The organism is Streptomyces sp. NPDC008137 (genome assembly GCF_042957035.1).
Lineage (GTDB): Bacteria > Actinomycetota > Actinomycetes > Streptomycetales > Streptomycetaceae > Streptomyces.
Window position 1 is genome coordinate 751,799 of the sequence record NZ_JBIBHN010000001.1, and the last position, 20,058, is coordinate 771,856.

A 20,058-nucleotide genomic window follows, 5' to 3' on the forward strand; every position below is an offset into this window, starting at 1 on the left:
GCACTGCGCTCAGCCACCCTGCACCACCACCCGCCGCGTCGCGGCCGACTGAAGCAGCCGTCCGGCCGCCAGCAGCGCCACCGCCCACGCCGCCTGGAAGGCGAACGCCCGCAGCGGGTCGGTCTCCCCCATCAGCACATCCGCCGGCATCTGGATCTGCGCCGCCCACGGCAGCACCCGCACGACCTCGCCGAGCGCCCCGGGGAAGGCGTTCAGCGGCAGCACCATGCCCGAGAAGAAGATGCCCGTGACCATCAGGACCTGGTTGACGCCCATGCCGTCCATCAGCCAGAACACGCTCAGGGCCGCCAGATAGCGGAGCGCGAAGCTGACCAGCGTCGCCAGCAGGAGCGTGACCCCGAAGGCCAGCCAGGGGGTGACCGACGTCGGCAGGGCCATGGGGAAGAAGACCGCCCCGAACGCGAACGGGATCACACCCCGCCCCAGCATCTGGAACAGCGCCCGCCCCACGTCGCCGGCCAGCCACCACAGCTGGAGATCGGCCGGCCGGTACAGGTCGACGGCGATCTCACCGGTGCGGATGCGCTGCATCAGGTCCTTCTCGGCGCCACCGCCCTGGATCGCCAGGGTCGCGTAGAGGCACTGCCCCAGCCACACATAGGTCACGGCCTGGGCCTGGTCGTACCCTCCGAGATGCGGTTTCTCGTCCCACAGCGCCAGATACGTGTAGACGAGGATGACGCCGAAGACCGTATTGGTGAACACCCCGGCCACCGTGGCCGCCCGATACGTCGCGTACCGTCTGAAGCCGCCCGCCGCGACGGCCGCGTACAACCGTCCCGAGCCCACATCCACGGCCCTCCTCGCCTCCGGACACCGAAGCGCAGGAGCCTAGTGGGCCGGGGATCAGGCGGGCCACGGGTTTTCGACCCCGAGGAGGTGCGATCAGGCGCCGGTCTGCGCCCAGCCGCCGCGTGGGGCGTGACGTTCCAGTCGGCACGGGCCCAGACGGTACGATCCGTTCCGTCCGCGTGGGCAGAGGCGCCCGTGGCCTTCGAACAGGCGCGCAGAACAGCGCGGTTCACTTCGCGTACGCCTGTGTTCGCCCGCCCGCCCGCCGCCCGCCTCGCCACACGGCTTGCGACACGGGCCTCGATCGGGGAACTGATCGCCGGATGGGACAGTCTTCATCACAGGGGCGCAAGAGCGAGCAGAGACGTACGGGAACGACGTACGACGCGAAACAGGAGTCCGTGCACGACATGAGTGACGAGCCTCAGCCGCAGCAGCCGACACCGGGGCGGGCACCGAGAGAGCCGCAGCCGGACAGCGCCCAGGGCACGCCACGGGACCGTGCGGGCGACGCCCCGGGCACGGCACGCCCCCGGACGGACGGCGAGCCGGGCCCGGCCGGGGCCGAGGGGACCGGCGAACCGGGCCGCGCACGGGCCGAGGGGGACGACGCCCAGGGCACACCGCGGGCGAAGGGGGATGACGCCCAAGGCACACCGCGGGCGAAGAGGGACGGCGCCCAGGGCACACCACCGGCCAAGGCCGACGGCAAGCCGGGCACCCCTAACCCTCAGGCCGACAGCGACCCGGGCACCGTACAGATCCGGGCCGTCGGCGCCCCCGGCGCGGCACAGGCCCGGAAGGACGAGGGCCGGGGCACGGCACAGGGCCGGACGGACTCCGCCCAAGGCGCGCCACGAGCCAAGGCGGACGACGACCGGGGCTCGCACCGCCCCGACCGGGGCACGACACGCCCCCAGGCCGACAACGACCCAGGCACCGTACAGATCCGCGCCGTCGGCGCCGCAGGCGCGGCACAGGCCCGCACAGGCGCCCCCCAGGGCACACCACCGGGCAAGGCGGACGGCAAGCCGGGCGCCCCCAGCCCGTCCCCCAGCCCCGGGGCCGACACCGACCCGGGCACCGTACAGATCCGGGCCGTCGGCGCCGCGGGCGCGGCACGGGGCCGGACGGGCGGTGTCCCGGGCGCGGCTCAGGCACGGACGGACAGCGCCCAGGGCGCGCCGAACGCCCAGGCCGAAGACGGCCCGGGTACGGCGCGGCTGCCGGCGGTCAGCGACCCGGGCGGCGGAGGAGCGGGCGACGGGGCGGGCGGCGGGGCGCAGGCCAAGTCCGGCGGGAAGCGGAAGCGGACCGGCTGGCGCCGGGTGATCCCGACCTGGCGCATGACGCTCAGCGGCTTCATCATCGTCGTCCTGCTGCTGATCGGCGGCTTCTTCCTGGGCTACTCGCTGGTCCAGATCCCGCCGGCCAACGCGCTCGCCACCAAGCAGGCCAACGTCTACCTCTACGCGGACGGCTCGGTCATCGCCCGCGACGGCGAGATCAACCGGGAGAACGTCACCCTCGCGCAGATCTCCAAGGACGCCCAGCACGCGATCCTGGCCGCCGAGGACCGCGACTTCTACACCGAGTCCGCCGTCGACCCCAAAGCCATGGTCCGCGCCGCCTGGAACACCGCCCTCGGCAAGGGCAAGCAGTCCGGCTCCACGATCACCCAGCAGTACGTGAAGAACTACTACCTGCGCCAGGAACAGACCGTCACGCGCAAGGCCAAGGAGTTCTTCATCTCCATCAAGCTGGACCGCGAGCAGAGCAAGGACCACATCCTCGAGGGCTACCTCAACACCAGCTACTTCGGCCGCAACGCCTACGGCATCCAGGCCGCCGCCCAGGCCTACTACGGCATGAACGCCACCGACCTCGACCCGGCCCGCGCCGCCTACCTCGCCGCGCTCGTCAACGCCCCCAGCCAGTACGACGTCGTCGCCCACCCCGAGAACCGCAAGGCCGCCGAGTCCCGCTGGAACTACGTCCTGGACGGCATGGTCAAGAAGGGCTGGCTCAGCGAGTCGAAGCGGGCCGGCATGAAGTTCCCCATGCCGAAGGAGTCCACCCTGTCCACCGGCATGTCCGGACAGCGCGGCTACATCGTGCGGACCGTCAAGGACTACCTCACCCAGAACGACATCATCGAGGAGAACAAGCTCGACGCCGGCGGCTACCGCATCACCACGACCCTGCAGAAGGGCAAGCAGGACGCCTTCGTGAAGGCCGTCGACGACAAGCTGATGTCCAAGCTGGACACGAAGAACAACAAGGTCGACAGGTACGTACGCGCGGGCGGCGCCGCCGTCGACCCGAAGACCGGCAAGGTCGTCGCGATGTACAACGGCGTCGACTACGTCAAGCAGTACACCCCCAACGCCACCCGCAGGGACTTCCAGGTCGGCTCCACCTTCAAGCCCTTCGTGTTCACCTCGGCCGTCGAGAACGCCTCGCGGACCCAGGACGGCCGTGTGATCACCCCGAACACGATCTACGACGGCACCAACAAGCGAACGGTCCAGGGCTGGGCCGGCGACCCCTACGCCCCCGAGAACGAGGACCAGCACTCCTACGGCCCCATCACCGTCACCGAGGCCACCGACAGCTCCGTGAACTCGGTGTACGCGCAGATGGCCGCCGACGTCGGCCCCCAGAAGGTCAAGCAGACCGCGATCGACCTGGGCGTCCCCGAGACCACCCCGGACCTCGCCGACGGCCCCGCCATCGCGCTCGGCACGGCCACCGCCAGCGTCCTCGACATGGCGGAGGCGTACGCCACGCTCGCCAACCACGGCCGGCACGGCACCTACACGATGGTCGACAAGGTCATGAAGGAGGGCACGCCCATCGAGCTGCCCGAGCGGCGCACCCGGCAGGCCGTGAGCCGCGAGGCCGCCGACACCACCACCTCCATGCTGCAGAGCGTCGTCCAGAACGGCACGGCCTCCGCCGCCCAGGCCGCGGGCCGCCCCGTCGCCGGCAAGACCGGCACCGCCGAGGAGGACACGGCGGCCTGGTTCGCCGGCTACACCCCCGAGCTCGCCACCGTCGTCTCCGTCATGGGCCAGGACCCGGTCACCGCCGCGCACAAGTCGCTGTACGGCGCGATGGGCCTGCCCCGCATCAACGGCGGCGGGGCGCCCACCGAGATCTGGACCCAGTTCACCCAGGACGCCCTCAAGGACAAGCCGGTCACCGACTTCGACCTCAGGCTCCAGCCGGGCTCCGACGTCACCGAGGCCCCCAGCCCCGAGACCCCCGTCGACCCGACCACGGGCGAAACCGCCGACGAGGGCGGCACGACCACCGGCGGGGACACCGGCACCCAGTCACCCAGCCAGACCCCGAGCGCGCCCGAGAGCCAGACCGACGGCGGTGTCACCGACGGCAGCACGGGAGGCGAATCCCCGACCAGCGGCGGCACCGCGGACGGCGGAACCGCCGACGGCGGCACGACGGAGGGCGCCGGCGGCACGGCCGACGGCGGCACCACGGAAGGCGGCGGCACGGCCGACGGCGGCGGGGGCGGCGTTCCCACCGGTCCCGGCTGGGGCTTCGCCCCACAGGGCGCGCGCCGCGAATAGATCAGCTCAGTGACCCGAGGTCGCCTTCAGTCCCACCACGGCGACCAGCAGCAGGCACACGAAGAAGATCCGGGCGGCAGTGGCGGGCTCCCCCAGCACGGCCATACCGACCACCGCCGCCCCGGCCGCACCGATCCCCACCCACACGCCGTAGGCGGTACCGATGGGCAGGGTCTTGGCGGCCTGGGACAGCAGCAGCATGCTGACGACGATTCCGGCGCCGGTGAGAACGCTGGGGAGCGGGCGGGTGAAGCCGTCGGTGTACTTCATACCGATCGACCACCCGACTTCGAGCAGACCGGCGACGACGAGCAGAACCCAGGCCATGACGGGCACCTCCGGGAGACAGGCTGACGGTGTGGGTGCGTCGTCTTTGCCTTGGTCCCGGTACGGCGCGTCTCGTCGGGTCCCTCCAACGTAGCAAAGGCCATGACGAAGGGCCGGTGACAACGGTCACCGGCCCTTTCCTCGTGCTGTGTCCGGATTACAGGTAGAGGCCCGTCGAGTCCTCGGACCCCTCGAACCGGTCCGCGGCCACGGCGTGCAGATCACGCTCGCGCATGAGCACGTACGCGATGCCCCGCACCTCGACCTCGGCGCGGTCCTCCGGGTCGAACAGAACCCGGTCGCCCGGCTCCACCGTCCGCACGTTCTGCCCCACCGCGACGACCTCCGCCCAGGCCAGCCGCCGGCCGACCGCCGCCGTGGCGGGAATCAGGATGCCGCCGCCCGAACGCCGCTCGCCCTCGCTGGTGTCCTGCCGCACGAGTACGCGGTCGTGCAGCATCCGGATGGGCAGCTTGTCCGGATGGGTGCTGTGCTCGTTCCTGTTGGCGCTCACGCCTTGAAACCTACCTGTCTTCCCCCGATACGTACGCAGTCGGGTCAGCCCTTGCGCCGCCGCGTGCCGAGGGCGAGCAGTCCGACCACACCGACCACCACGAGGGCGACCGGCACGACCCGCTCCAGGCGCGGCGCCCCGTCCTCGCCCACGAACCGGGCCCGCACATCGGTGACGGCCCGGTTGACCCCCACGTATGCCCGCCCGAGGGTGTGATCGATATTGGACGCCACCCTGGCCTTGGCGTCCCCGACGATCGTCTTGGGGTGCACCCGCACCCCGATCTCGTCGAGGGTCTCGGCCAGGGTCTCGCGGCGGCGCCTGATGTCCGCCTCGATCTGCGCCGGGGTCCTGGTGTCCGCCGTGTCCGCCACCGTGTCGCCTCCGAAGTCGGTATGAAGCCTGTGCCGGACAGTCTGTCAGCTCCACGGCTCATAGCACTGTCCCGACCCCCGGTTACCCTGGTCCGATGAGCGAGCGACTCCAGCCGGGGGACGTGGCCCCCGCCTTCACCCTCCCCGACGCCGACGGCACCGAGGTGTCCCTGTCGGACCACAAGGGCCGCAAGGTCATCGTGTACTTCTACCCGGCCGCCCTCACCCCCGGCTGCACCAAGCAGGCCTGCGACTTCACGGACAACCTGGAGCTGCTGACGGGCGCGGGCTACGACGTCATCGGCATCTCCCCCGACCAGCCGGAGAAGCTGGCCAAGTTCCGCGACAAGGAGTCCCTCAAGGTCACCCTGCTGGCCGACCCGGACAAGAAGGTCCTGGAGTCCTACGCCGCCTTCGGCGAGAAGAAGAACTACGGCAAGACCTACATGGGCGTCATCCGCTCCACGATCGTCGTGGACGAGGAGGGCAAGGTCGAGCGGGCTCTGTACAACGTCCGCGCGACGGGCCACGTGGCCAAGATCATCAAGGATCTGGGGATCTGAGACCCGCGCCTTCTCCTGCGAGCGGCTCGTACCGGTAGAACTCCGGTACGAGCCGCTCCGCTTTTCGGGCGTGACTGTCCGATTAGCGGTTCGTTACTCCGTGCGAGGTCGCGAACGTGTGGCCGTCAAGGGAGGGCGAGAGACATGAGGAACACACCGAGCCCATATGGCAAGGAACGACTGACGTCAGCCGTAGCCGAGGCCCGCAACTGGACCGATCTGATGCGGCGGCTCGGTCTCAGAGCAAGCGGAGGACAACGGCGTGTTCTGCAAGAGAAGGTGGCGGAGCGCGAGCTCGACACGAGTCACTTCGCCAAACGCAGCCCGTGGCGCAAGTATCCGGACTCGGCCATCGCAGAAGCCGCCGCGTCGTCGTCCTCGCTGCGCGAAGTAGCGCTGAAACTGGGCGCCGCCCCGGCCACCGGCACCCTGTCGCACATCCGTCGCCGCATTCACGCGGCGGGTATCGACATCAGCCACTTCCCTGGCATCAACAGGCCCGACTTGGATCTTCCCTTCACCACTGAAGAGCTGAAGGCAGCAGCGGCAACAGCGACCAGCGTGCGGGGCGTGGCTCGCGCCCTGGGCGTACCGGACGACAGCCGTTCGCGAGCGGCCTTGGGCCGCATGCTGCGGGGGCAGGGCATCGATACCGGACACTTCTCCCACCGCCGTGTATCGATCCCCGAGAACAGACTCCGTGAACTCGTGAAACGCTCCACAAGCTACGCCGACGTGATGCGCGGCCTCGGCTTGGAGGTGGGCGACACGAATCACCGACGCGTTCGGCGCGCGGTATCCCGGCTCGGCCTCGACACAAGCCACTTCAAGCGCAGGACGTGGGCGCATTCGGAGCGCCCGGCCCCCGAGCCGATCGCTCACCGAGTGCTGATCGTCCTGCCTTCGGATGCGGGACGGACCAACAGATCTCAGCTACACCGCGCCCTGGTCGAGATCGGGGTGCCATACGCATGTGAGACCTGCGGCAACGAGGGCGTGTGGCTGGGCCAGCCGATCACGTTGCAGATCGACCACATCAACGGCGACTGGCGCGACAACCGCGAGGAGAATCTGCGGTATCTCTGCCCCAACTGTCACGCGTTGACGGAGACGTGGTGTCGCCAGAAGGCGAGGGCACCTCTCGTCGCGTAACGTGCTCTACCCGTACACTGAACGCTGCCGGTCGAGCGCGATGACCGTTTTTGAGCGGCCGTGATGGAATTGGCAGTCATGCTGGGTTTAGATCCCAGTGGGTTCACACCCGTGTGGGTTCGAATCCCACCGGCCGCACGCTCACAGAGGGGCCACCCTGACCGGGCGGCCCCTCTCACGTGTCTCAGCCCAACAGCTCCCGCACCACCGGTACCAACGCCCGAAACGCCTGCCCGCGATGGCTGATCGCGTTCTTTTCCTCGGGAGTCAGTTCCGCGCAGGTCCGGGTCTCCCCCTCCGGCTGGAGGATCGGGTCGTAGCCGAAGCCGCCCGAGCCGGACGGCGCGTGGCGTAGGGCGCCGCGCAGCCGGCCTTCGACCACCCGCTCCGTGCCGTCGGGCAACGCCAGCGCCGCCGCGCAGGCGAAGTGGGCGGCGCGGTGGTCGTCGGCGATGTCCGACAGCTGGGCGAGGAGCAGGTCCAGGTTGGCCTTGTCGTCGCCGTGCCGGCCCGACCAGCGGGCGGAGAAGATGCCGGGGGCGCCGTTCAGTACGTCGACGCAGAGCCCCGAGTCGTCGGCGACCGCGGGGAGGCCCGTCGCCTGGGCCAGGGCGTGGGCCTTGAGCAGAGCGTTCTCGGCGAACGTGACGCCCGTTTCCTTGACGTCGGGGATGTCCGGGTAGGCGTCGGCGCCGACGAGTTCGTGCGGCAGGCCGGCTTCGGCGAGGATCGCGCGGAGTTCGGTGATCTTTCCGGCGTTACGGGTGGCGAGGATCAGGCGGGTCATGGCCCCCAGTATTGCCCGGGCCAGGCCGCGCCCCTGACAGAGGGCGCAGCCCGATGAGGGGCGCGGGGAACTGCGCGACAAGCCACCGACAACCTGCGGACGACCACCGGACAGAACTCGGCAGACGAGAAGCCCGGCCCGGCTAGCGCAGCGTCACGGCGTGCAGACCTTGGTCAGTTCGCCCGCCGCGTCCGTGACCGGGCTGATGTCGGGGGTCTCGTCGCCGTTCTTGACCGACGTACGGACGTTGTCGACGGCCTTGTTGAGGTCGTCCACGGCCTTGTCGACGTCGGTGTTGTCGGTCTTGTCGCCGATCTCGCCGAGGTTCTTGTCGATGGAGTCGAGGGACTCGTCGATCCGCGTCGGGTCGCCCGCCGCGTTGTCCACGGCCTGCTGGAGTTCCGTGACGCTGTCGGCGATGGCGTCGGCGGTCTGGACGCAGTCCAGCGCCTTGTCGACGGCGGCGCAGCCGGTGGTGAGTCCGGCGGTCAGCGCGACGGCCGCCAGGGTGGCGGCGACGGCTGCGGTGCGGCGTCGGCGGCTCGCGGCCATGGAACGGTCCCTCTCGTCGGTCGGGCCCGTCGGCCCGTGTGGCTGGCCGAGCGCACAGGGATGAGCCGTGCGCCCGTACCTCTTCAGACGCGAGCATGCTCGGCGCGGTTGCCCGCGCCGAGCATCTGCCTTGGTGCGCCCTTTACTTTTCGAGGACGGTATCAAGCGCGGTGCGCTGGTGGGCGGCGAGTTCCGTGCAGCCGGCTACGGCGAGGTCGAGCAGTGCGTTGAGTTCGTCACGGGCGAAGGGCTCGGCCTCGGCGGTGCCCTGGACCTCGACGAAGCGGCCGTCGCCGGTGCAGACGACGTTCATGTCGGTGTCGGCCTTGACGTCCTCCTCGTAGCAGAGGTCGAGGAGGGGGACGCCGCCGACGATGCCGACGGAGACCGCGGAGACCGTGCCGGTCAGGGGCTGGCGGCCGGCCTTGATGAGCTTCTTGCGCTGGGCCCAGGCGATGGCGTCGGCCAGGGCGACGTAGGCGCCGGTGATGGCCGCCGTACGGGTGCCGCCGTCGGCCTGGAGGACGTCGCAGTCGAGGACGATGGTGTTCTCGCCGAGTGCCTTGTAGTCGATGACGGCGCGCAGCGAGCGGCCGATGAGGCGGGAGATCTCGTGGGTGCGGCCGCCGATGCGGCCCCTGACGGACTCGCGGTCGCCGCGGGTGTTGGTGGAGCGGGGCAGCATGGAGTATTCGGCGGTGACCCAGCCTTCGCCGCTGCCCTTGCGCCAGCGGGGGACGCCTTCGGTGACGGAGGCGGTGCAGAAGACCTTGGTGTCGCCGAAGGAGACGAGGACGGATCCTTCGGCGTGCTTGCTCCAGCCACGTTCGATGGTGATCGGGCGGAGCTGCTGGGGGGTGCGGCCGTCGATTCGAGACATGCCGCTGAGCCTAGCCGTACCCGCGGAAGGGGCCCTTCCCGCGGTCGGGAAGGGCCTTCGCGGGTGACGTCAGGGGGTGAAGCCGGGGATGACCCCCGCTCTTCACATCAGGTCTTCGATCTCCGCGGCGATGGGGTCGGCGTCGGTGCCGATGACGACCTGGATGGCGGTGCCCATCTTGACGACGCCGTGGGCGCCGGCGGCCTTCAGGGCGGCCTCGTCGACCTTGGCGGGGTCCACGACCTCGGTCCGCAGGCGGGTGATGCAGCCCTCGACCTCTTCGATGTTGTCGATGCCGCCGAGCCCGGCGACGATCTTCTCAGCCTTGCTGGCCATCTCTGTTCTCCCTGATCCGAACCGCTTGGTCGCGGTAGTCCAGTTGTCTACACCACAACTCCGCCTGCCGACAAAGCACCGGGGCGTGATCGTCGGAACGGGCGGAATTGGCGGGTTCCACTCGTTCGGCCTACCGTGCTACAACTGGTCTACACCACTCACCGGTGGAGGTCGCGCGGCGGAGACCGCGCTCCCCTTTGAGACGCCGCCGTCCCCCGTCGAACTCTTCCTGGGCGGCGCCGTGCCCCATGGAGGAAGTTCATGTCCACAGACACAGCCGCGCCCGCGAGCCCGAAGAAGGGCGCTGCGGTGATGGCGGTCCTGCAGCGTATCGGCCGCAGCCTCATGCTGCCCGTCGCCGTGCTGCCGGCCGCCGCCCTCCTGGTCCGCCTCGGCAACACCGACATGCTGGGGCGGGAGTCGTTCCCCGGGTTCATCACCCGGATCGCGAGCTTCATGACCGCGGGCGGCAACGCGATCCTCGACAACATGCCGCTGCTGTTCGCCGTGGGCATCGCGATCGGCTTCGCGAAGAAGTCGGACGGCTCGACCGCGCTGGCCGCCGTCGTCGGCTACCTGGTCTTCAAAGGCGTCCTGGCCACGTTCACCGACCCGACCCTGCCGCAGGTGGCGGCGAAGGTCGACGACAAAGCCGTGATGGTGGACGCCCCGGCCGACGCCAAGGTGCTCGGCGGTGTGGTGATGGGTCTCGTGGTCGCCCTGCTCTACCAGCGCTTCTACCGCACCAAGCTGCCGGACTGGGCGGGCTTCTTCGGCGGGCGGCGCCTGGTTCCGATCCTGTCCGCCTTCGCGGGCCTGGTCATCGGCATCGTCTTCGGTTACATCTGGCCGGTCCTCGGCACGGCGCTGCACAACTTCGGTGAGTGGCTGGTGGGCTCCGGAGCCGTCGGCGCGGGCATCTTCGGTGTCGCCAACCGTGCGCTGATCCCGGTGGGCATGCACCACCTGCTGAACTCCTTCCCCTGGCTCCAGGCCGGCTCCTACGAGGGCAAGAGCGGCGACATCGCGCGCTTCCTGGCCGGTGACCCGACCGCCGGGCAGTTCATGACCGGCTTCTTCCCGATCATGATGTTCGCCCTTCCGGCCGCCTGCCTGGCGATCGTGCACTGCGCCCGGCCGGAGCGCCGCAAGGTCGTCGGCGGCATGATGTTCTCGCTCGCCCTGACCTCGTTCGTCACCGGTGTCACCGAGCCGATCGAGTTCACGTTCATGTTCATCGCGCCGGTGCTGTACGCGATCCACGCCGTGCTCACGGGTGTCTCGATGGCGCTGACCTGGGCGCTCGGCATGAAGGACGGCTTCGGGTTCTCGGCCGGCGCGATCGACTTCGGTCTGAACCTGGGCATCGCGACCAACCCGTGGGGCCTGGCCCTGGTGGGTCTGTGCTTCGCGGCGGTCTACTACGTGGTCTTCCGCTTCGCGATCACCAAGTTCAACCTGCCGACGCCGGGCCGTGAGTCCGACGAGGAAATCGCCGAGCTGCAGAAGGCGGAGGCGAAGTAGCCGACCCGTACACGTGAAGGCCCCGGAACCGCTTCGGTTCCGGGGCTTTGTCGTGCCTGGGTCTTCAGATCTCGTACGTCTGCCTCGGTGCCGCGAGGTCCACCGGTCCGTCGTACACCTCGCGGGCGTCGGCGACGTTGACCTGGGGGTCCGTCCACGGCGGGATGTGGGTGAGGACCAGGTGCCGGGCGCCTGCCCGGGCGGCCGTCTCGCCCGCCTCGCGGCCGTTGAGGTGCAGGTCGGGGATGTTCTCCTTGCCGTGCGTGAACGCGGCCTCGCACAGGAACAGGTCGGCGTCCCGGGCGAGTTCGTCCAGGGCGGGGCTGATGCCCGTGTCCCCGGAGTACGTCAGCACCTTGCCGTCGTGTTCGATGCGGATGCCGTACGCCTCCACAGGGTGGGCCACCCGCTCGGTGTGCACCGTGAAGGGGCCGATCTCGAGGGTGGACGGCTTGACCGTGTGGAAGTCGAAGACCTCGCTCATGGAGGAGGCGGAGGGGGTGTCCGCGTAGGCGGTGGTCAGCCGGTGTTCGGTGCCCTCGGGTCCGTAGACCGGGAGCGGGTCGCAGCGGCCGCCCTCGTGGCGGTAGTAGCGCGCGACGAAGTACGCGCACATGTCGATGCAGTGGTCGGCGTGCAGATGACTGAGGAAGATCGCGTCGAGGTCGTAGAGACCGCAGTGGCGCTGCAGCTCGCCCAGGGCACCGTTGCCCATGTCGAGAAGCAGCCGGAAGCCGTCGGCCTCGACGAGGTAGCTCGAGCAGGCCGATTCCGCGGACGGGAACGACCCCGAGCAGCCGACGACGGTGAGCTTCATGAAGCAGAAACCTCCGCTGGCGGGAAAGTCTGTGTAAGGGGCGTAGGGGGTCGTGCGGTTTGTCGAGCGTAAGGCGCAAAACCTCCGGTAGCTCCTCCGCCAAGGGCTGTTGTGGGCGAACTCACCTGTGGTGTCACCGGTTCGGGCGGCAGGGCGGGGCGTGAACCTTGTGAGGGAGGGCGCGCGGGAGGGATGGCGCCGGTAACGTCTCAGTATGGACACGTCCTGGTGGCTGGCGCTCGCCGCGGTGGTACTGCTCGCGCTCGTCGCCACGCTCGTCGACGGCTGGGGGCGCCGCTCGTCGGCTCGGCGGGGCAGGCGGGTGGCACCGTCCACGGCGGTGGCGGGGCTGCCGCAGCCGGCGGAGATCTGGTGGGCCGACGTGCCCTACGAGGACGCGGCACGGACGAAGGACCGGCCGTGTCTGGTGCTGGCGGTGCGCGGGGAGCGGGCGACCGTCGCGAAGATCACCACACGGTTCCGGCACGAGCGGGGCGGGGTCATCCCGCTGCCGCCGGGTTCGGTCGGCGACGCCAGGGGCCGCGCGAGCTTCCTGGAGACGGACGAGCTGCGGGAGGTCCCGGTGTGGGGCTTCCGGCGCCGGGTCGGGGTGGTGGACCCGGCGTTGTGGGACCGGGTGCGGTATCTGGCGGGGTGAGACGCAAGAAGGCTGGAGCGCGATGGCTCCAGCCCTTCCTGTCGGTGTGCGCTACGCCCAGAGCTGGCCCTGGAGGGTCTCGATGGCCTCTTCCGTCGTGGCCGCCGTGTAGACGCCCGTCGACAGGTACTTCCAGCCGCCGTCGGCGACGACGAAGACGATGTCGGCCTGCTCACCGGCCTTCACGGCCTTCTTGCCCATGCCGAGCGCGGCGTGCAGCGCGGCGCCCGTCGAGACGCCGGCGAAGATGCCCTCCTGCTGGAGCAACTCCCGGGTACGGGTGACCGCGTCGGCCGAGCCGACCGAGAAGCGGCTGGTGAGGACGGAGGCGTCGTACAGCTCGGGTACGAAGCCCTCGTCGAGGTTGCGCAGGCCGTAGACCAGGTCGTCGTAGCGCGGTTCGGCGGCGACGATCTGGATGTCCGGCTTGTGCTGGCGCAGGAAGCGGCCCACGCCCATGAGCGTGCCCGTGGTGCCGAGGCCCGCCACGAAGTGGGTGACGGAGGGCAGGTCGGCAAGGATCTCCGGGCCCGTCGTCGCATAGTGGGCGCCCGCGTTGTCCGGGTTGCCGTACTGGTAGAGCATCACCCAGTCGGGGTGCTCGGCGGAGAGTTCCTTGGCGACGCGCACGGCGGTGTTGGAGCCGCCCGCGGCCGGGGAGGAGATGATCTCGGCGCCCCACATCGCCAGCAGGTCGCGGCGCTCCTGGGAGGTGTTCTCCGGCATCACGCAGACGATGCGGTAGCCCTTGAGCTTCGCCGCCATGGCCAGCGAGATGCCGGTGTTGCCCGAGGTGGGCTCCAGGATGGTGCAGCCCGGGGTCAGGCGGCCGTCCTTCTCCGCCTGCTCGATCATGTGCAGGGCCGGGCGGTCCTTGACCGAGCCGGTGGGGTTGCGGTCCTCCAGCTTCGCCCAGATGCGGACGTCGGGGGACGGCGACAGCCGCGGCAGGCGCACCAGGGGGGTGTTGCCTACCGCGGCCAGGGGTGAGTCGTAGCGCATGGGTGATCAGACCATGCCGCCGGCGACGGCCGGCAGGATCGTGACGTTGTCGCCGTCCGACAGCTTGGTGTTGATGCCGTCGAGGAAGCGGACGTCCTCGTCGTTCAGGTACACGTTGACGAAGCGGCGCAGCTGGTCGCCGTCGACGATGCGGGCCTGGATGCCGGCGTGCCGGGTCTCGAGGTCGGTGAACAGCTCGGCGAGGGTGTCACCGCTGGCCTCCACCGCCTTCTGACCGTCGGTGTACGTGCGGAGGATGGTCGGGATGCGGACCTCGATGGCCATGGCTTCAGGGCTCCTGTCGGGAGTAGTCGGTCGGGGCGCGCGGCAGCGCAGGAACGGCGGGGTGGTGCGTGGGTGCGGCGCCGCGGCTCACGGCCGTACGGCGGCAGGGTCCCGCGTCAACAGATGGCGCTGGCGAGCCTGCACAGGTCGACGTGCAGCCGCGCCACGAGCAGCTCGCCCGGCGTCTTGTCGCTCACGTCATCGAAAACCATGGGGTCATCGTATCGATTCCCGGTCCGGGTACTGGAATGTGATCCCACATCGCGGACGGTTCCGGGCCGGGGAGTGAGACCGCGCTGCTCAGGGCTTGCTTCAGGCCTGCTCAGTACGCCTCGACGACCTGGACCTCTTCCTCCGTGACCTCGCCCTCGACGATACGGAACGAGCGGAACTGGAACTCACCGGCCCCGTCGGTGTCGGCGGTGGAGACGAGGACGTAGTGGGCGCCGGGCTCGTTCGCGTAGGAGATGTCGGTGCGGGAGGGGTAGGCCTCGGTCGCGGTGTGGGAGTGGTAGATGACCACCGGCTCCTCGTCGCGGTCGTCCATCTCGCGGTAGAGCTTGAGCAGATCGCCGGAGTCGAACTCGTAGAACGTGGGCGACATGGCCGCGTTCAGCATCGGGATGAAGCGCTCGGGGCGGTCCGAGCCCTCGGGGCCCGCGATCACGCCGCACGCCTCGTCGGGGTGGTCCTTGCGCGCGTGGGCGACGATCTGGTCGACGAGGGCCTGGGTGATGGTCAGCATGCTGGTCAGGATAAGCAGAAGGGCCGTTCCGTACCGAGGGATGGTACGGAACGGCCCATATGCCGGACGCCCTGAGCGGCAGCCGCAGGGAGTGCCACGAGTACTCCCTGGGGCTGGGCGTCCTGGCGGGTTGGTCAGCCGACCTTCTCGAACTCCGGGTCGCGGCGTTCGGCGATCTGCGGGTTGCGGCTCTTGAGGACCGCCCAGCCGACGCCGAGGGCGACGGCCCAGCCGGCCGCGACGTACAGGCAGATCCGCGCGTCCTTGTCGTACGCGATCATGAAGGTCACGCCGATGAGGAAGAGGAGCGCGACCCAGCTGAAGAGCGCTCCGCCGGGGGCGGGGAAGGACGAGGCGCGCAGCCGGCCCGCGTCAACCGCTGCGCGGTAGCGGATGTGGCTGACGAGGATCATCATCCAGGTCCAGATGCCGGCCGCGGTGGCGACGGAGGTGACGTAGAGGAACGCCTTCTCCGGGACGACGTAGTTCAGGACGACGCCGATGCCCATGAGCGCGACGGAGACCGTGATGCCGACGGCGGGCGTCTTGCGGGCGTTGAGCTTGCCGAAGGCCTGCGGGGCCTCGCTGTTGGCGGCCAGGTCGCGCAGCATGCGGCCGGTGGAGTACATGCCGGAGTTGCAGGACGACAGGGCCGCGGTGAGCACCACGAAGTTGACGATGCCCGCGGCGAGCGGGATGCCGATCTCGCCGAACGCGTGGACGAAGGGGCTCTCACCTTCGGAGAACTCGGTCCACTTGACCACGGAGAGGATCACCAGCAGCGCGCCGACGTAGAAGACGATGATGCGCCAGGGCAGGGTGTTGATGGCCTTGGGCAGGGTCTTCTCGGGGTTCTCGGACTCGCCCGCGGTGACGCCGACGAGCTCGACGGCGAGGTAGGCGAACATGACGCCCTGGAGCGTCATCAGGCTGGAGCCGATGCCGTTCGGGAAGAAGCCGTCGTGCGACCAGAGGTTGGAGACGGTGGCGGTGTCACCGGCGTCGGAGAAGCCGAGGGTGAGCACGCCGAGGCCGATGACGATCATGCCGATGATGGCCGTGACCTTGATCATCGAGAACCAGAACTCGACCTCGCCGAAGATCTTGACGGAGATCAGGTTGACGCCGAAGAGCACCACGAGGAACGCCAGGGCGCTGACCCACTGCGGGATCTCCGGGAACCAGAAGTGGATGTAGATCGCGGCGGCCGTGAGCTCGGCCATGCCGGTGACCACCCACATGAGCCAGTACGTCCAGCCCGTGACGAACCCGAAGAACGGGCCGAGGAACTCGCGGGCGTACTCGGCGAAGGAGCCGGAGACGGGCCGGTAGAGGAGCAGTTCGCCCAGGGCCCGCATGATGAAGAAGATGACGACGCCCGCGAGGGCGTACATGAGGATGATGCTGGGGCCCGCCTTGGCGATGTTCGCCCCGGCGCCCATGAACAGGCCGACGCCGATGGCGCCGCCGATGGCGATCATCTGGACCTGGCGACTGCCGAGTCCGCGCTCGTAGCCCTCTTCGGGGACGTTTTCCGTGTCGACCTGCGCAGAGGTCATGTGTGGTGCGCCTTTCTCCATGCCGACCCGGGCCTGCGTCGGCCTCGGATCGGGTCTCGATCCCCCCGGAATGATGGAGCTGAGCCGGCCTCGGAAGGCCGCTCGTGCCTGGCCGACGGTTGTCGGCTCGGTGGCGCACCCGGCCGGACATTCGGGTGGTGTCGGCCGGGCGGTCGTGAAGATTTATCACGGCCGCAACATTGATCACATGGCTGATTTGTGACGCACCGCACAGGGAGAACCGGACAAAGCGCCGCCGAAGACGGCATAGAAGGCGGGCGTGGTAACGCGATCGTTATCCGGATTTGAGTGTCCTCTGAGCGAACACCGATCGGTCACCCGTGGGGCACAAGACCTGCACTGATCAGGGCATTAACGTTCACCGATCAAGGCATCAGCGTTCCGACCAGCGTCTCCTGGAGTCCGCCCAGCCAGAGATAGGCCATCACCATCGGCTTGCGCGGGTCCTCGTCCGGAAGGCGGTAGAGGAGGTCGCTGTCCTCCTCGTCGGTGATTTCCAGCCGCGAGCCGATCGCGAGCCGCAGATCGTTCAGCGCGCCCAGCCACCGCTGGGACTCCTCCGGCGACAGCTTCAGCACGGCCCCGCCCTCACCGGCCGCGGCCGAGGAGAGCGCGTCCAGGGAGCGGATCACCGCGAGGGCGCTGTCGCGCTTGCCGGCCCGCAGGTCGTTCTCCGTGTAACGGCGGAACTCCGCGGAGTACGCCCGCTGCTCCTCGGCGTCGCGGGGCGAGGCGGGCTGCTCGGGGTCGCTGTAGGCGTCCGGGAAGAGCCGCTTGAGCACCGGGTCGGAGGGCGGTTCGCTCGGGCCCTCGGCGAACAGCTCGGCGAGCGGGTCGTCGGGGGCGTCCTCGGCGGGGCCGGGGCCGATGAGCTCCAGGAGCTGGACGGCCAGCGACCGGATGATGGAGATCTCGACGTCGTCGAGGGCGACGGCCGCGCCGCCGCCGGGAAGCGGTTCGAAGGTTCCGGGCATGAACGCCTTTTCGCTGCTGGGCGGGCTGCTGGCTACTTGCGGTCCTGCTGGAGAGTGGCCCACAGGCCGTAGCCGTGCATGGCCTGCACGTCGCGCTCCATCTCCTCGCGGCTGCCGCTGGAGACGACCGCCCGGCCCTTGTGGTGGACGTCCATCATGAGCTTGGTGGCCTTGTCCTTGGAGTAGCCGAAATACGTCTGGAAGACGTACGTCACATAGCTCATGAGGTTGACCGGGTCGTTGTGGACGATGGTGACCCAGGGGAGGTCCGGCTCGGGGACGGCGAAGACCTCCTCCGCCGACTCGGTGCGTTCGATCTCCAGGGGTGCGGGTGACGTCACATGCCCATGCTGCCACCCGAGGGGGGTAGTCGCACAAACGGGCTTGCGGGCACGGAGTCTTGATGTAAATCGTCAGACTGACGAAATGGGGGTACGATCCTGCCATGAACACAGCGGACCTTGGGCTGCCGGTGGACGTTCCCTCGACGGCGCTCTTCACGGACCAGTACGAGCTGACGATGCTGCGGGCCGCGCTCGAGGCGGGCACCGCCGAGCGGCGGAGCGTGTTCGAGGTCTTCACCCGGCGACTGCCGAACGGGCGCCGCTACGGCGTCGTGGCGGGCACCGGGCGGGTACTGGACGCGGTGGAGAACTTCCGCTTCGACCCGGGCGTCCTCGGCTTCCTGCGCGAGCGGGAGATCGTGGACGAGCAGACCCTCGAATGGCTCGCCGGCTACCGCTTCAGCGGGGACATCTGGGGCTACCCCGAGGGCGAGGTGTACTTCCCCGGCTCGCCGATCATGCGCGTCGAGGGCACCTTCGCCGAGTGCGTGCTGCTGGAGACGGTGATCCTCTCCATCCTCAACCACGACTCGGCGATCGCCGCGGCGGCCTCGCGGATGTCGGCGGCGGCCGGTGACCGGCCGCTGATCGAGATGGGCGCCCGGCGCACACACGAGCTGGCGGCGGTGGCGGCCTCCCGGGCCGCGTACGTCGGCGGCTTCGCGACCACCTCCGACCTGGCCGCCGGGTTCCGCTACGGCATCCCGACCGTAGGCACCTCCGCGCACGCCTTCACCCTGCTGCACGACAGCGAGCGGGACGCCTTCCAGGCCCAGGTGAACACGCTGGGCGGGGGCACGACCCTGCTCGTCGACACGTACGACGTCGCCGAGGCGGTCCGCACGGCCGTGGAGGTCGCCGGCACCGACCTGGGGGCCGTACGGATCGACTCCGGGGATCTGCTGCTGGTGGCGCACCGGGTGCGGCAGCAGCTGGACGAGCTGGGGGCGACCGGTACGAAGATCGTCGTGACCTCGGACCTGGACGAGTACGCGATCGCCTCGCTGGCGGCGGCGCCGGTGGACGCGTACGGCGTCGGTACGCAGCTGGTGACCGGCTCCGGGCATCCGACGTCCTCGATGGTCTACAAGCTGGTCGCGCGGGCCGAGTCCACCGACCCGAAGGCACCGCTGGTGCCGGTGGCGAAGAAGTCGACCGGGGGCAAGACGTCGGTGGGCGGACGCAAGTGGGCCGCGCGGCGGCCGGACGCCTACGGGGTGGCCGAGGCCGAGGTGATCGGCACCGGGCCGGTACCGGCCGCTCTCGCGGACCGGCAGCTGCTGGTGGAGCTGGTCAAGGGCGGCGAGGTGGTGGCGCGCGAGCCCCTGGACGCGGCGCGCGAGCGGCACACGGCGGCGCGCGCGGGGCTCCCGATGTCGGCCACGCAGCTCTCGCGCGGGGAGCCCGTCCTTCCCACGGAGTACGTGCACGGCGCCTCGGGTAGCTAATGCGGTGTGCCGCGATGCGCCGACCCGTCCATCTCCCGCCCTCTCCCCTCTGTCAATAGGCTCGGAAGTTCACCGGCCGGGCTTGCCGACCTCATAGCCGAAGGACACCGACCATGCGCCGCGCCTTGATCGTCGTAGACGTGCAGAACGACTTCTGCGAGGGAGGCAGCCTCGCGGTGTCCGGCGGTGCCGATGTCGCCGCCGCCGTGACGGAGCTGATCGGGCAGGCGGCCGGGGCCGGCTACCAGCACGTCGTGGCCACCCGCGACCACCACATCGCTCCCGGCGGCCACTTCTCCACGAACCCGGACTACGCCCACTCCTGGCCCGCGCACTGCGTCGCGGGCACGGAGGGCGTCGGCTTCCACCCCAACTTCGCCCCCGCGGTCGCCTCCGGCTCGATCGACGCCGTGTTCGACAAGGGGGCGTACTCGGCTGCGTACAGCGGCTTCGAGGGAGCGGACGAGAACGGCACGAGCCTGGCCGACTGGCTCCGCTCCCGCGAGGTGACCGAGGTGGACGTGGTCGGCATCGCCACGGACCACTGCGTGAAGGCCACCGCGCTGGACGCCGTACGGGAGGGCTTCCGTACTCAGGTGCTGCTCGACCTGACCGCGGGGGTGGCCGAGCAGACCACGGAGCGAGCTGTCGAGGAGATGCGCAAGGCCGGGGTCGAGCTTTCCGGCAAGCCCGTCGTCTAGGGCCTGTCGTTTGGATCACGCCGCAGACGCGGGGCCTGGCACGCACATCTGCCGCGTTCTCGTCGGTCGCCGACTCCCCCACGCTCGGC

At 69.8% G+C, this 20,058-nt stretch carries 23 protein-coding genes, 1 tRNA gene and 1 riboswitch; of the genes, 8 read left to right on the top strand and 16 right to left on the bottom strand.

Annotated features, from left to right (window positions below; all coding sequences use genetic code 11):
* Positions 1–9: 9 nt before the first annotated feature.
* Complete coding sequence (locus ACFZBT_RS03195; RefSeq protein ID WP_391097881.1) at positions 10–810, bottom strand: ABC-2 family transporter protein; 801 nt, start codon at positions 808–810, stop codon at positions 10–12.
* 1,226 nt (positions 811–2,036) lie between these two features.
* Between ACFZBT_RS03195 and ACFZBT_RS03200 the strand changes: the two genes are divergently transcribed.
* A complete protein-coding gene (locus ACFZBT_RS03200; RefSeq protein WP_391097882.1) occupies positions 2,037–4,406 on the top strand; it encodes a transglycosylase domain-containing protein in 2,370 nt (789 codons plus the stop codon).
* Between the two features lie 6 nt (positions 4,407–4,412).
* Here ACFZBT_RS03200 and ACFZBT_RS03205 read toward each other — a convergent pair whose 3' ends face one another.
* The 3 genes from ACFZBT_RS03205 to ACFZBT_RS03215 all read right to left on the bottom strand — a co-directional run bounded on the left by ACFZBT_RS03205 (position 4,413) and on the right by ACFZBT_RS03215 (position 5,621).
* Positions 4,413–4,733: a multidrug efflux SMR transporter gene (locus ACFZBT_RS03205; protein ID WP_184593181.1), complete on the bottom strand. Its 321-nt coding sequence runs from the start codon at positions 4,731–4,733 to the stop codon at positions 4,413–4,415.
* A 34-nt stretch (positions 4,734–4,767) separates the two neighbouring features.
* Positions 4,768–4,838, bottom strand: a riboswitch (guanidine-III (ykkC-III) riboswitch).
* A 52-nt stretch (positions 4,839–4,890) separates the two neighbouring features.
* Entirely contained in the window at positions 4,891–5,247 is a 357-nt protein-coding gene (locus tag ACFZBT_RS03210) for a co-chaperone GroES (protein WP_094052261.1), read from the bottom strand.
* 44 nt (positions 5,248–5,291) lie between these two features.
* Positions 5,292–5,621, bottom strand: coding sequence for a DUF3618 domain-containing protein (locus ACFZBT_RS03215; RefSeq protein ID WP_189723931.1), 330 nt, complete (start codon positions 5,619–5,621; stop codon positions 5,292–5,294).
* A 95-nt stretch (positions 5,622–5,716) separates the two neighbouring features.
* Here ACFZBT_RS03215 and bcp point away from each other — a divergent pair, with 95 nt between their 5' ends.
* From bcp to ACFZBT_RS03230, 3 genes are all read left to right on the top strand, one after another.
* Positions 5,717–6,184 carry a thioredoxin-dependent thiol peroxidase gene (bcp, locus tag ACFZBT_RS03220; protein WP_391097839.1) on the top strand — a complete coding sequence of 156 codons (468 nt, stop codon included), beginning with the start codon at positions 5,717–5,719 and terminating at the stop codon, positions 6,182–6,184.
* A 144-nt stretch (positions 6,185–6,328) separates the two neighbouring features.
* Entirely contained in the window at positions 6,329–7,336 is a 1,008-nt protein-coding gene (locus tag ACFZBT_RS03225; protein WP_391097840.1) for an HNH endonuclease signature motif containing protein, read from the top strand.
* 54 nt (positions 7,337–7,390) lie between these two features.
* Positions 7,391–7,474: transfer RNA gene (locus ACFZBT_RS03230), tRNA-Leu, on the top strand.
* Positions 7,475–7,520: 46 nt separating this feature from the next.
* Here the strand turns inward: ACFZBT_RS03230 and rdgB are convergent.
* The 4 genes from rdgB to ACFZBT_RS03250 all read right to left on the bottom strand — a co-directional run bounded on the left by rdgB (position 7,521) and on the right by ACFZBT_RS03250 (position 9,891).
* Positions 7,521–8,123 carry an RdgB/HAM1 family non-canonical purine NTP pyrophosphatase gene (gene rdgB, locus ACFZBT_RS03235; protein WP_391097841.1) on the bottom strand — a complete coding sequence of 201 codons (603 nt, stop codon included), beginning with the start codon at positions 8,121–8,123 and terminating at the stop codon, positions 7,521–7,523.
* Positions 8,124–8,276: 153 nt separating this feature from the next.
* Complete coding sequence (locus ACFZBT_RS03240; protein WP_391097842.1) at positions 8,277–8,675, bottom strand: hypothetical protein; 399 nt, start codon at positions 8,673–8,675, stop codon at positions 8,277–8,279.
* Positions 8,676–8,817: 142 nt separating this feature from the next.
* A complete protein-coding gene (rph, locus tag ACFZBT_RS03245; protein WP_391097843.1) occupies positions 8,818–9,555 on the bottom strand; it encodes a ribonuclease PH in 738 nt (245 codons plus the stop codon).
* A 102-nt stretch (positions 9,556–9,657) separates the two neighbouring features.
* Entirely contained in the window at positions 9,658–9,891 is a 234-nt protein-coding gene (locus tag ACFZBT_RS03250; RefSeq protein WP_189723936.1) for a glucose PTS transporter subunit EIIB, read from the bottom strand.
* Between the two features lie 261 nt (positions 9,892–10,152).
* Here ACFZBT_RS03250 and ACFZBT_RS03255 point away from each other — a divergent pair, with 261 nt between their 5' ends.
* Positions 10,153–11,415 (top strand): PTS transporter subunit EIIC, encoded by a 1,263-nt coding sequence (locus ACFZBT_RS03255; protein ID WP_391097844.1) that lies wholly within the window; start codon positions 10,153–10,155, stop codon positions 11,413–11,415.
* Positions 11,416–11,479: 64 nt separating this feature from the next.
* Here the strand turns inward: ACFZBT_RS03255 and ACFZBT_RS03260 are convergent, their stop codons facing one another.
* Positions 11,480–12,232 (bottom strand): MBL fold metallo-hydrolase, encoded by a 753-nt coding sequence (locus ACFZBT_RS03260; protein ID WP_391097845.1) that lies wholly within the window; start codon positions 12,230–12,232, stop codon positions 11,480–11,482.
* A 214-nt stretch (positions 12,233–12,446) separates the two neighbouring features.
* On the opposite strand from ACFZBT_RS03260, the gene ACFZBT_RS03265 reads away from it, so the two are divergent.
* A complete protein-coding gene (locus ACFZBT_RS03265; protein ID WP_391097846.1) occupies positions 12,447–12,890 on the top strand; it encodes a type II toxin-antitoxin system PemK/MazF family toxin in 444 nt (147 codons plus the stop codon).
* Between the two features lie 51 nt (positions 12,891–12,941).
* Here ACFZBT_RS03265 and ACFZBT_RS03270 read toward each other — a convergent pair whose 3' ends face one another.
* From ACFZBT_RS03270 to clpS, 7 genes are all read right to left on the bottom strand, one after another.
* Positions 12,942–13,892: a cysteine synthase gene (locus ACFZBT_RS03270; protein ID WP_391097847.1), complete on the bottom strand. Its 951-nt coding sequence runs from the start codon at positions 13,890–13,892 to the stop codon at positions 12,942–12,944.
* 6 nt (positions 13,893–13,898) lie between these two features.
* The gene (locus ACFZBT_RS03275; protein WP_184593209.1) at positions 13,899–14,177 is read right to left on the bottom strand and encodes a MoaD/ThiS family protein; all 279 of its coding nucleotides are present in this window, start codon (positions 14,175–14,177) and stop codon (positions 13,899–13,901) included.
* Positions 14,178–14,293: 116 nt separating this feature from the next.
* Entirely contained in the window at positions 14,294–14,389 is a 96-nt protein-coding gene (locus ACFZBT_RS03280) for a putative leader peptide (protein WP_391097848.1), read from the bottom strand.
* A gap of 110 nt (positions 14,390–14,499) precedes the next feature.
* Complete coding sequence (locus tag ACFZBT_RS03285) at positions 14,500–14,922, bottom strand: Mov34/MPN/PAD-1 family protein (protein WP_391097849.1); 423 nt, start codon at positions 14,920–14,922, stop codon at positions 14,500–14,502.
* A 134-nt stretch (positions 14,923–15,056) separates the two neighbouring features.
* The gene (locus ACFZBT_RS03290) at positions 15,057–16,481 is read right to left on the bottom strand and encodes an amino acid permease (protein WP_391097850.1); all 1,425 of its coding nucleotides are present in this window, start codon (positions 16,479–16,481) and stop codon (positions 15,057–15,059) included.
* A 386-nt stretch (positions 16,482–16,867) separates the two neighbouring features.
* Positions 16,868–17,476, bottom strand: a complete 609-nt coding sequence (locus tag ACFZBT_RS03295; RefSeq protein ID WP_391097851.1) for a DUF2017 family protein — start codon at positions 17,474–17,476, stop codon at positions 16,868–16,870.
* Between the two features lie 32 nt (positions 17,477–17,508).
* Complete coding sequence (gene clpS / locus ACFZBT_RS03300) at positions 17,509–17,817, bottom strand: ATP-dependent Clp protease adapter ClpS (protein WP_184593217.1); 309 nt, start codon at positions 17,815–17,817, stop codon at positions 17,509–17,511.
* A gap of 104 nt (positions 17,818–17,921) precedes the next feature.
* Between clpS and ACFZBT_RS03305 the strand changes: the two genes are divergently transcribed.
* The gene (locus ACFZBT_RS03305; protein WP_391097852.1) at positions 17,922–19,268 is read left to right on the top strand and encodes a nicotinate phosphoribosyltransferase; all 1,347 of its coding nucleotides are present in this window, start codon (positions 17,922–17,924) and stop codon (positions 19,266–19,268) included.
* Between the two features lie 113 nt (positions 19,269–19,381).
* Positions 19,382–19,969 (top strand): isochorismatase family protein, encoded by a 588-nt coding sequence (locus ACFZBT_RS03310; protein WP_391097853.1) that lies wholly within the window; start codon positions 19,382–19,384, stop codon positions 19,967–19,969.
* The last annotated feature ends 89 nt before the right edge of the window (positions 19,970–20,058 follow it).

What these genes read in the sequence shown, in the direction of transcription:
- ACFZBT_RS03225 (WP_391097840.1), top strand. Translation starts at nt 6,329, where the DNA reads ATGAGGAACACACCGAGCCCATATGGCAAGGAACGACTGACGTCAGCC.
- rph (WP_391097843.1), bottom strand. Translation starts at nt 9,555, where the DNA reads ATGTCTCGAATCGACGGCCGCACCCCCCAGCAGCTCCGCCCGATCACC.
- rdgB (WP_391097841.1), bottom strand. Translation starts at nt 8,123, where the DNA reads ATGACCCGCCTGATCCTCGCCACCCGTAACGCCGGAAAGATCACCGAA.
- ACFZBT_RS03270 (WP_391097847.1), bottom strand. Translation starts at nt 13,892, where the DNA reads ATGCGCTACGACTCACCCCTGGCCGCGGTAGGCAACACCCCCCTGGTG.
- ACFZBT_RS03305 (WP_391097852.1), top strand. Translation starts at nt 17,922, where the DNA reads ATGAACACAGCGGACCTTGGGCTGCCGGTGGACGTTCCCTCGACGGCG.
- ACFZBT_RS03240 (WP_391097842.1), bottom strand. Translation starts at nt 8,675, where the DNA reads ATGGCCGCGAGCCGCCGACGCCGCACCGCAGCCGTCGCCGCCACCCTG.
- bcp (WP_391097839.1), top strand. Translation starts at nt 5,717, where the DNA reads ATGAGCGAGCGACTCCAGCCGGGGGACGTGGCCCCCGCCTTCACCCTC.
- ACFZBT_RS03290 (WP_391097850.1), bottom strand. Translation starts at nt 16,481, where the DNA reads ATGACCTCTGCGCAGGTCGACACGGAAAACGTCCCCGAAGAGGGCTAC.
- ACFZBT_RS03275 (WP_184593209.1), bottom strand. Translation starts at nt 14,177, where the DNA reads ATGGCCATCGAGGTCCGCATCCCGACCATCCTCCGCACGTACACCGAC.
- ACFZBT_RS03285 (WP_391097849.1), bottom strand. Translation starts at nt 14,922, where the DNA reads ATGCTGACCATCACCCAGGCCCTCGTCGACCAGATCGTCGCCCACGCG.
- ACFZBT_RS03310 (WP_391097853.1), top strand. Translation starts at nt 19,382, where the DNA reads ATGCGCCGCGCCTTGATCGTCGTAGACGTGCAGAACGACTTCTGCGAG.
- ACFZBT_RS03250 (WP_189723936.1), bottom strand. Translation starts at nt 9,891, where the DNA reads ATGGCCAGCAAGGCTGAGAAGATCGTCGCCGGGCTCGGCGGCATCGAC.
- ACFZBT_RS03255 (WP_391097844.1), top strand. Translation starts at nt 10,153, where the DNA reads ATGTCCACAGACACAGCCGCGCCCGCGAGCCCGAAGAAGGGCGCTGCG.
- ACFZBT_RS03265 (WP_391097846.1), top strand. Translation starts at nt 12,447, where the DNA reads ATGGACACGTCCTGGTGGCTGGCGCTCGCCGCGGTGGTACTGCTCGCG.
- ACFZBT_RS03295 (WP_391097851.1), bottom strand. Translation starts at nt 17,476, where the DNA reads ATGCCCGGAACCTTCGAACCGCTTCCCGGCGGCGGCGCGGCCGTCGCC.
- ACFZBT_RS03260 (WP_391097845.1), bottom strand. Translation starts at nt 12,232, where the DNA reads ATGAAGCTCACCGTCGTCGGCTGCTCGGGGTCGTTCCCGTCCGCGGAA.
- ACFZBT_RS03205 (WP_184593181.1), bottom strand. Translation starts at nt 4,733, where the DNA reads ATGGCCTGGGTTCTGCTCGTCGTCGCCGGTCTGCTCGAAGTCGGGTGG.
- ACFZBT_RS03280 (WP_391097848.1), bottom strand. Translation starts at nt 14,389, where the DNA reads ATGGTTTTCGATGACGTGAGCGACAAGACGCCGGGCGAGCTGCTCGTG.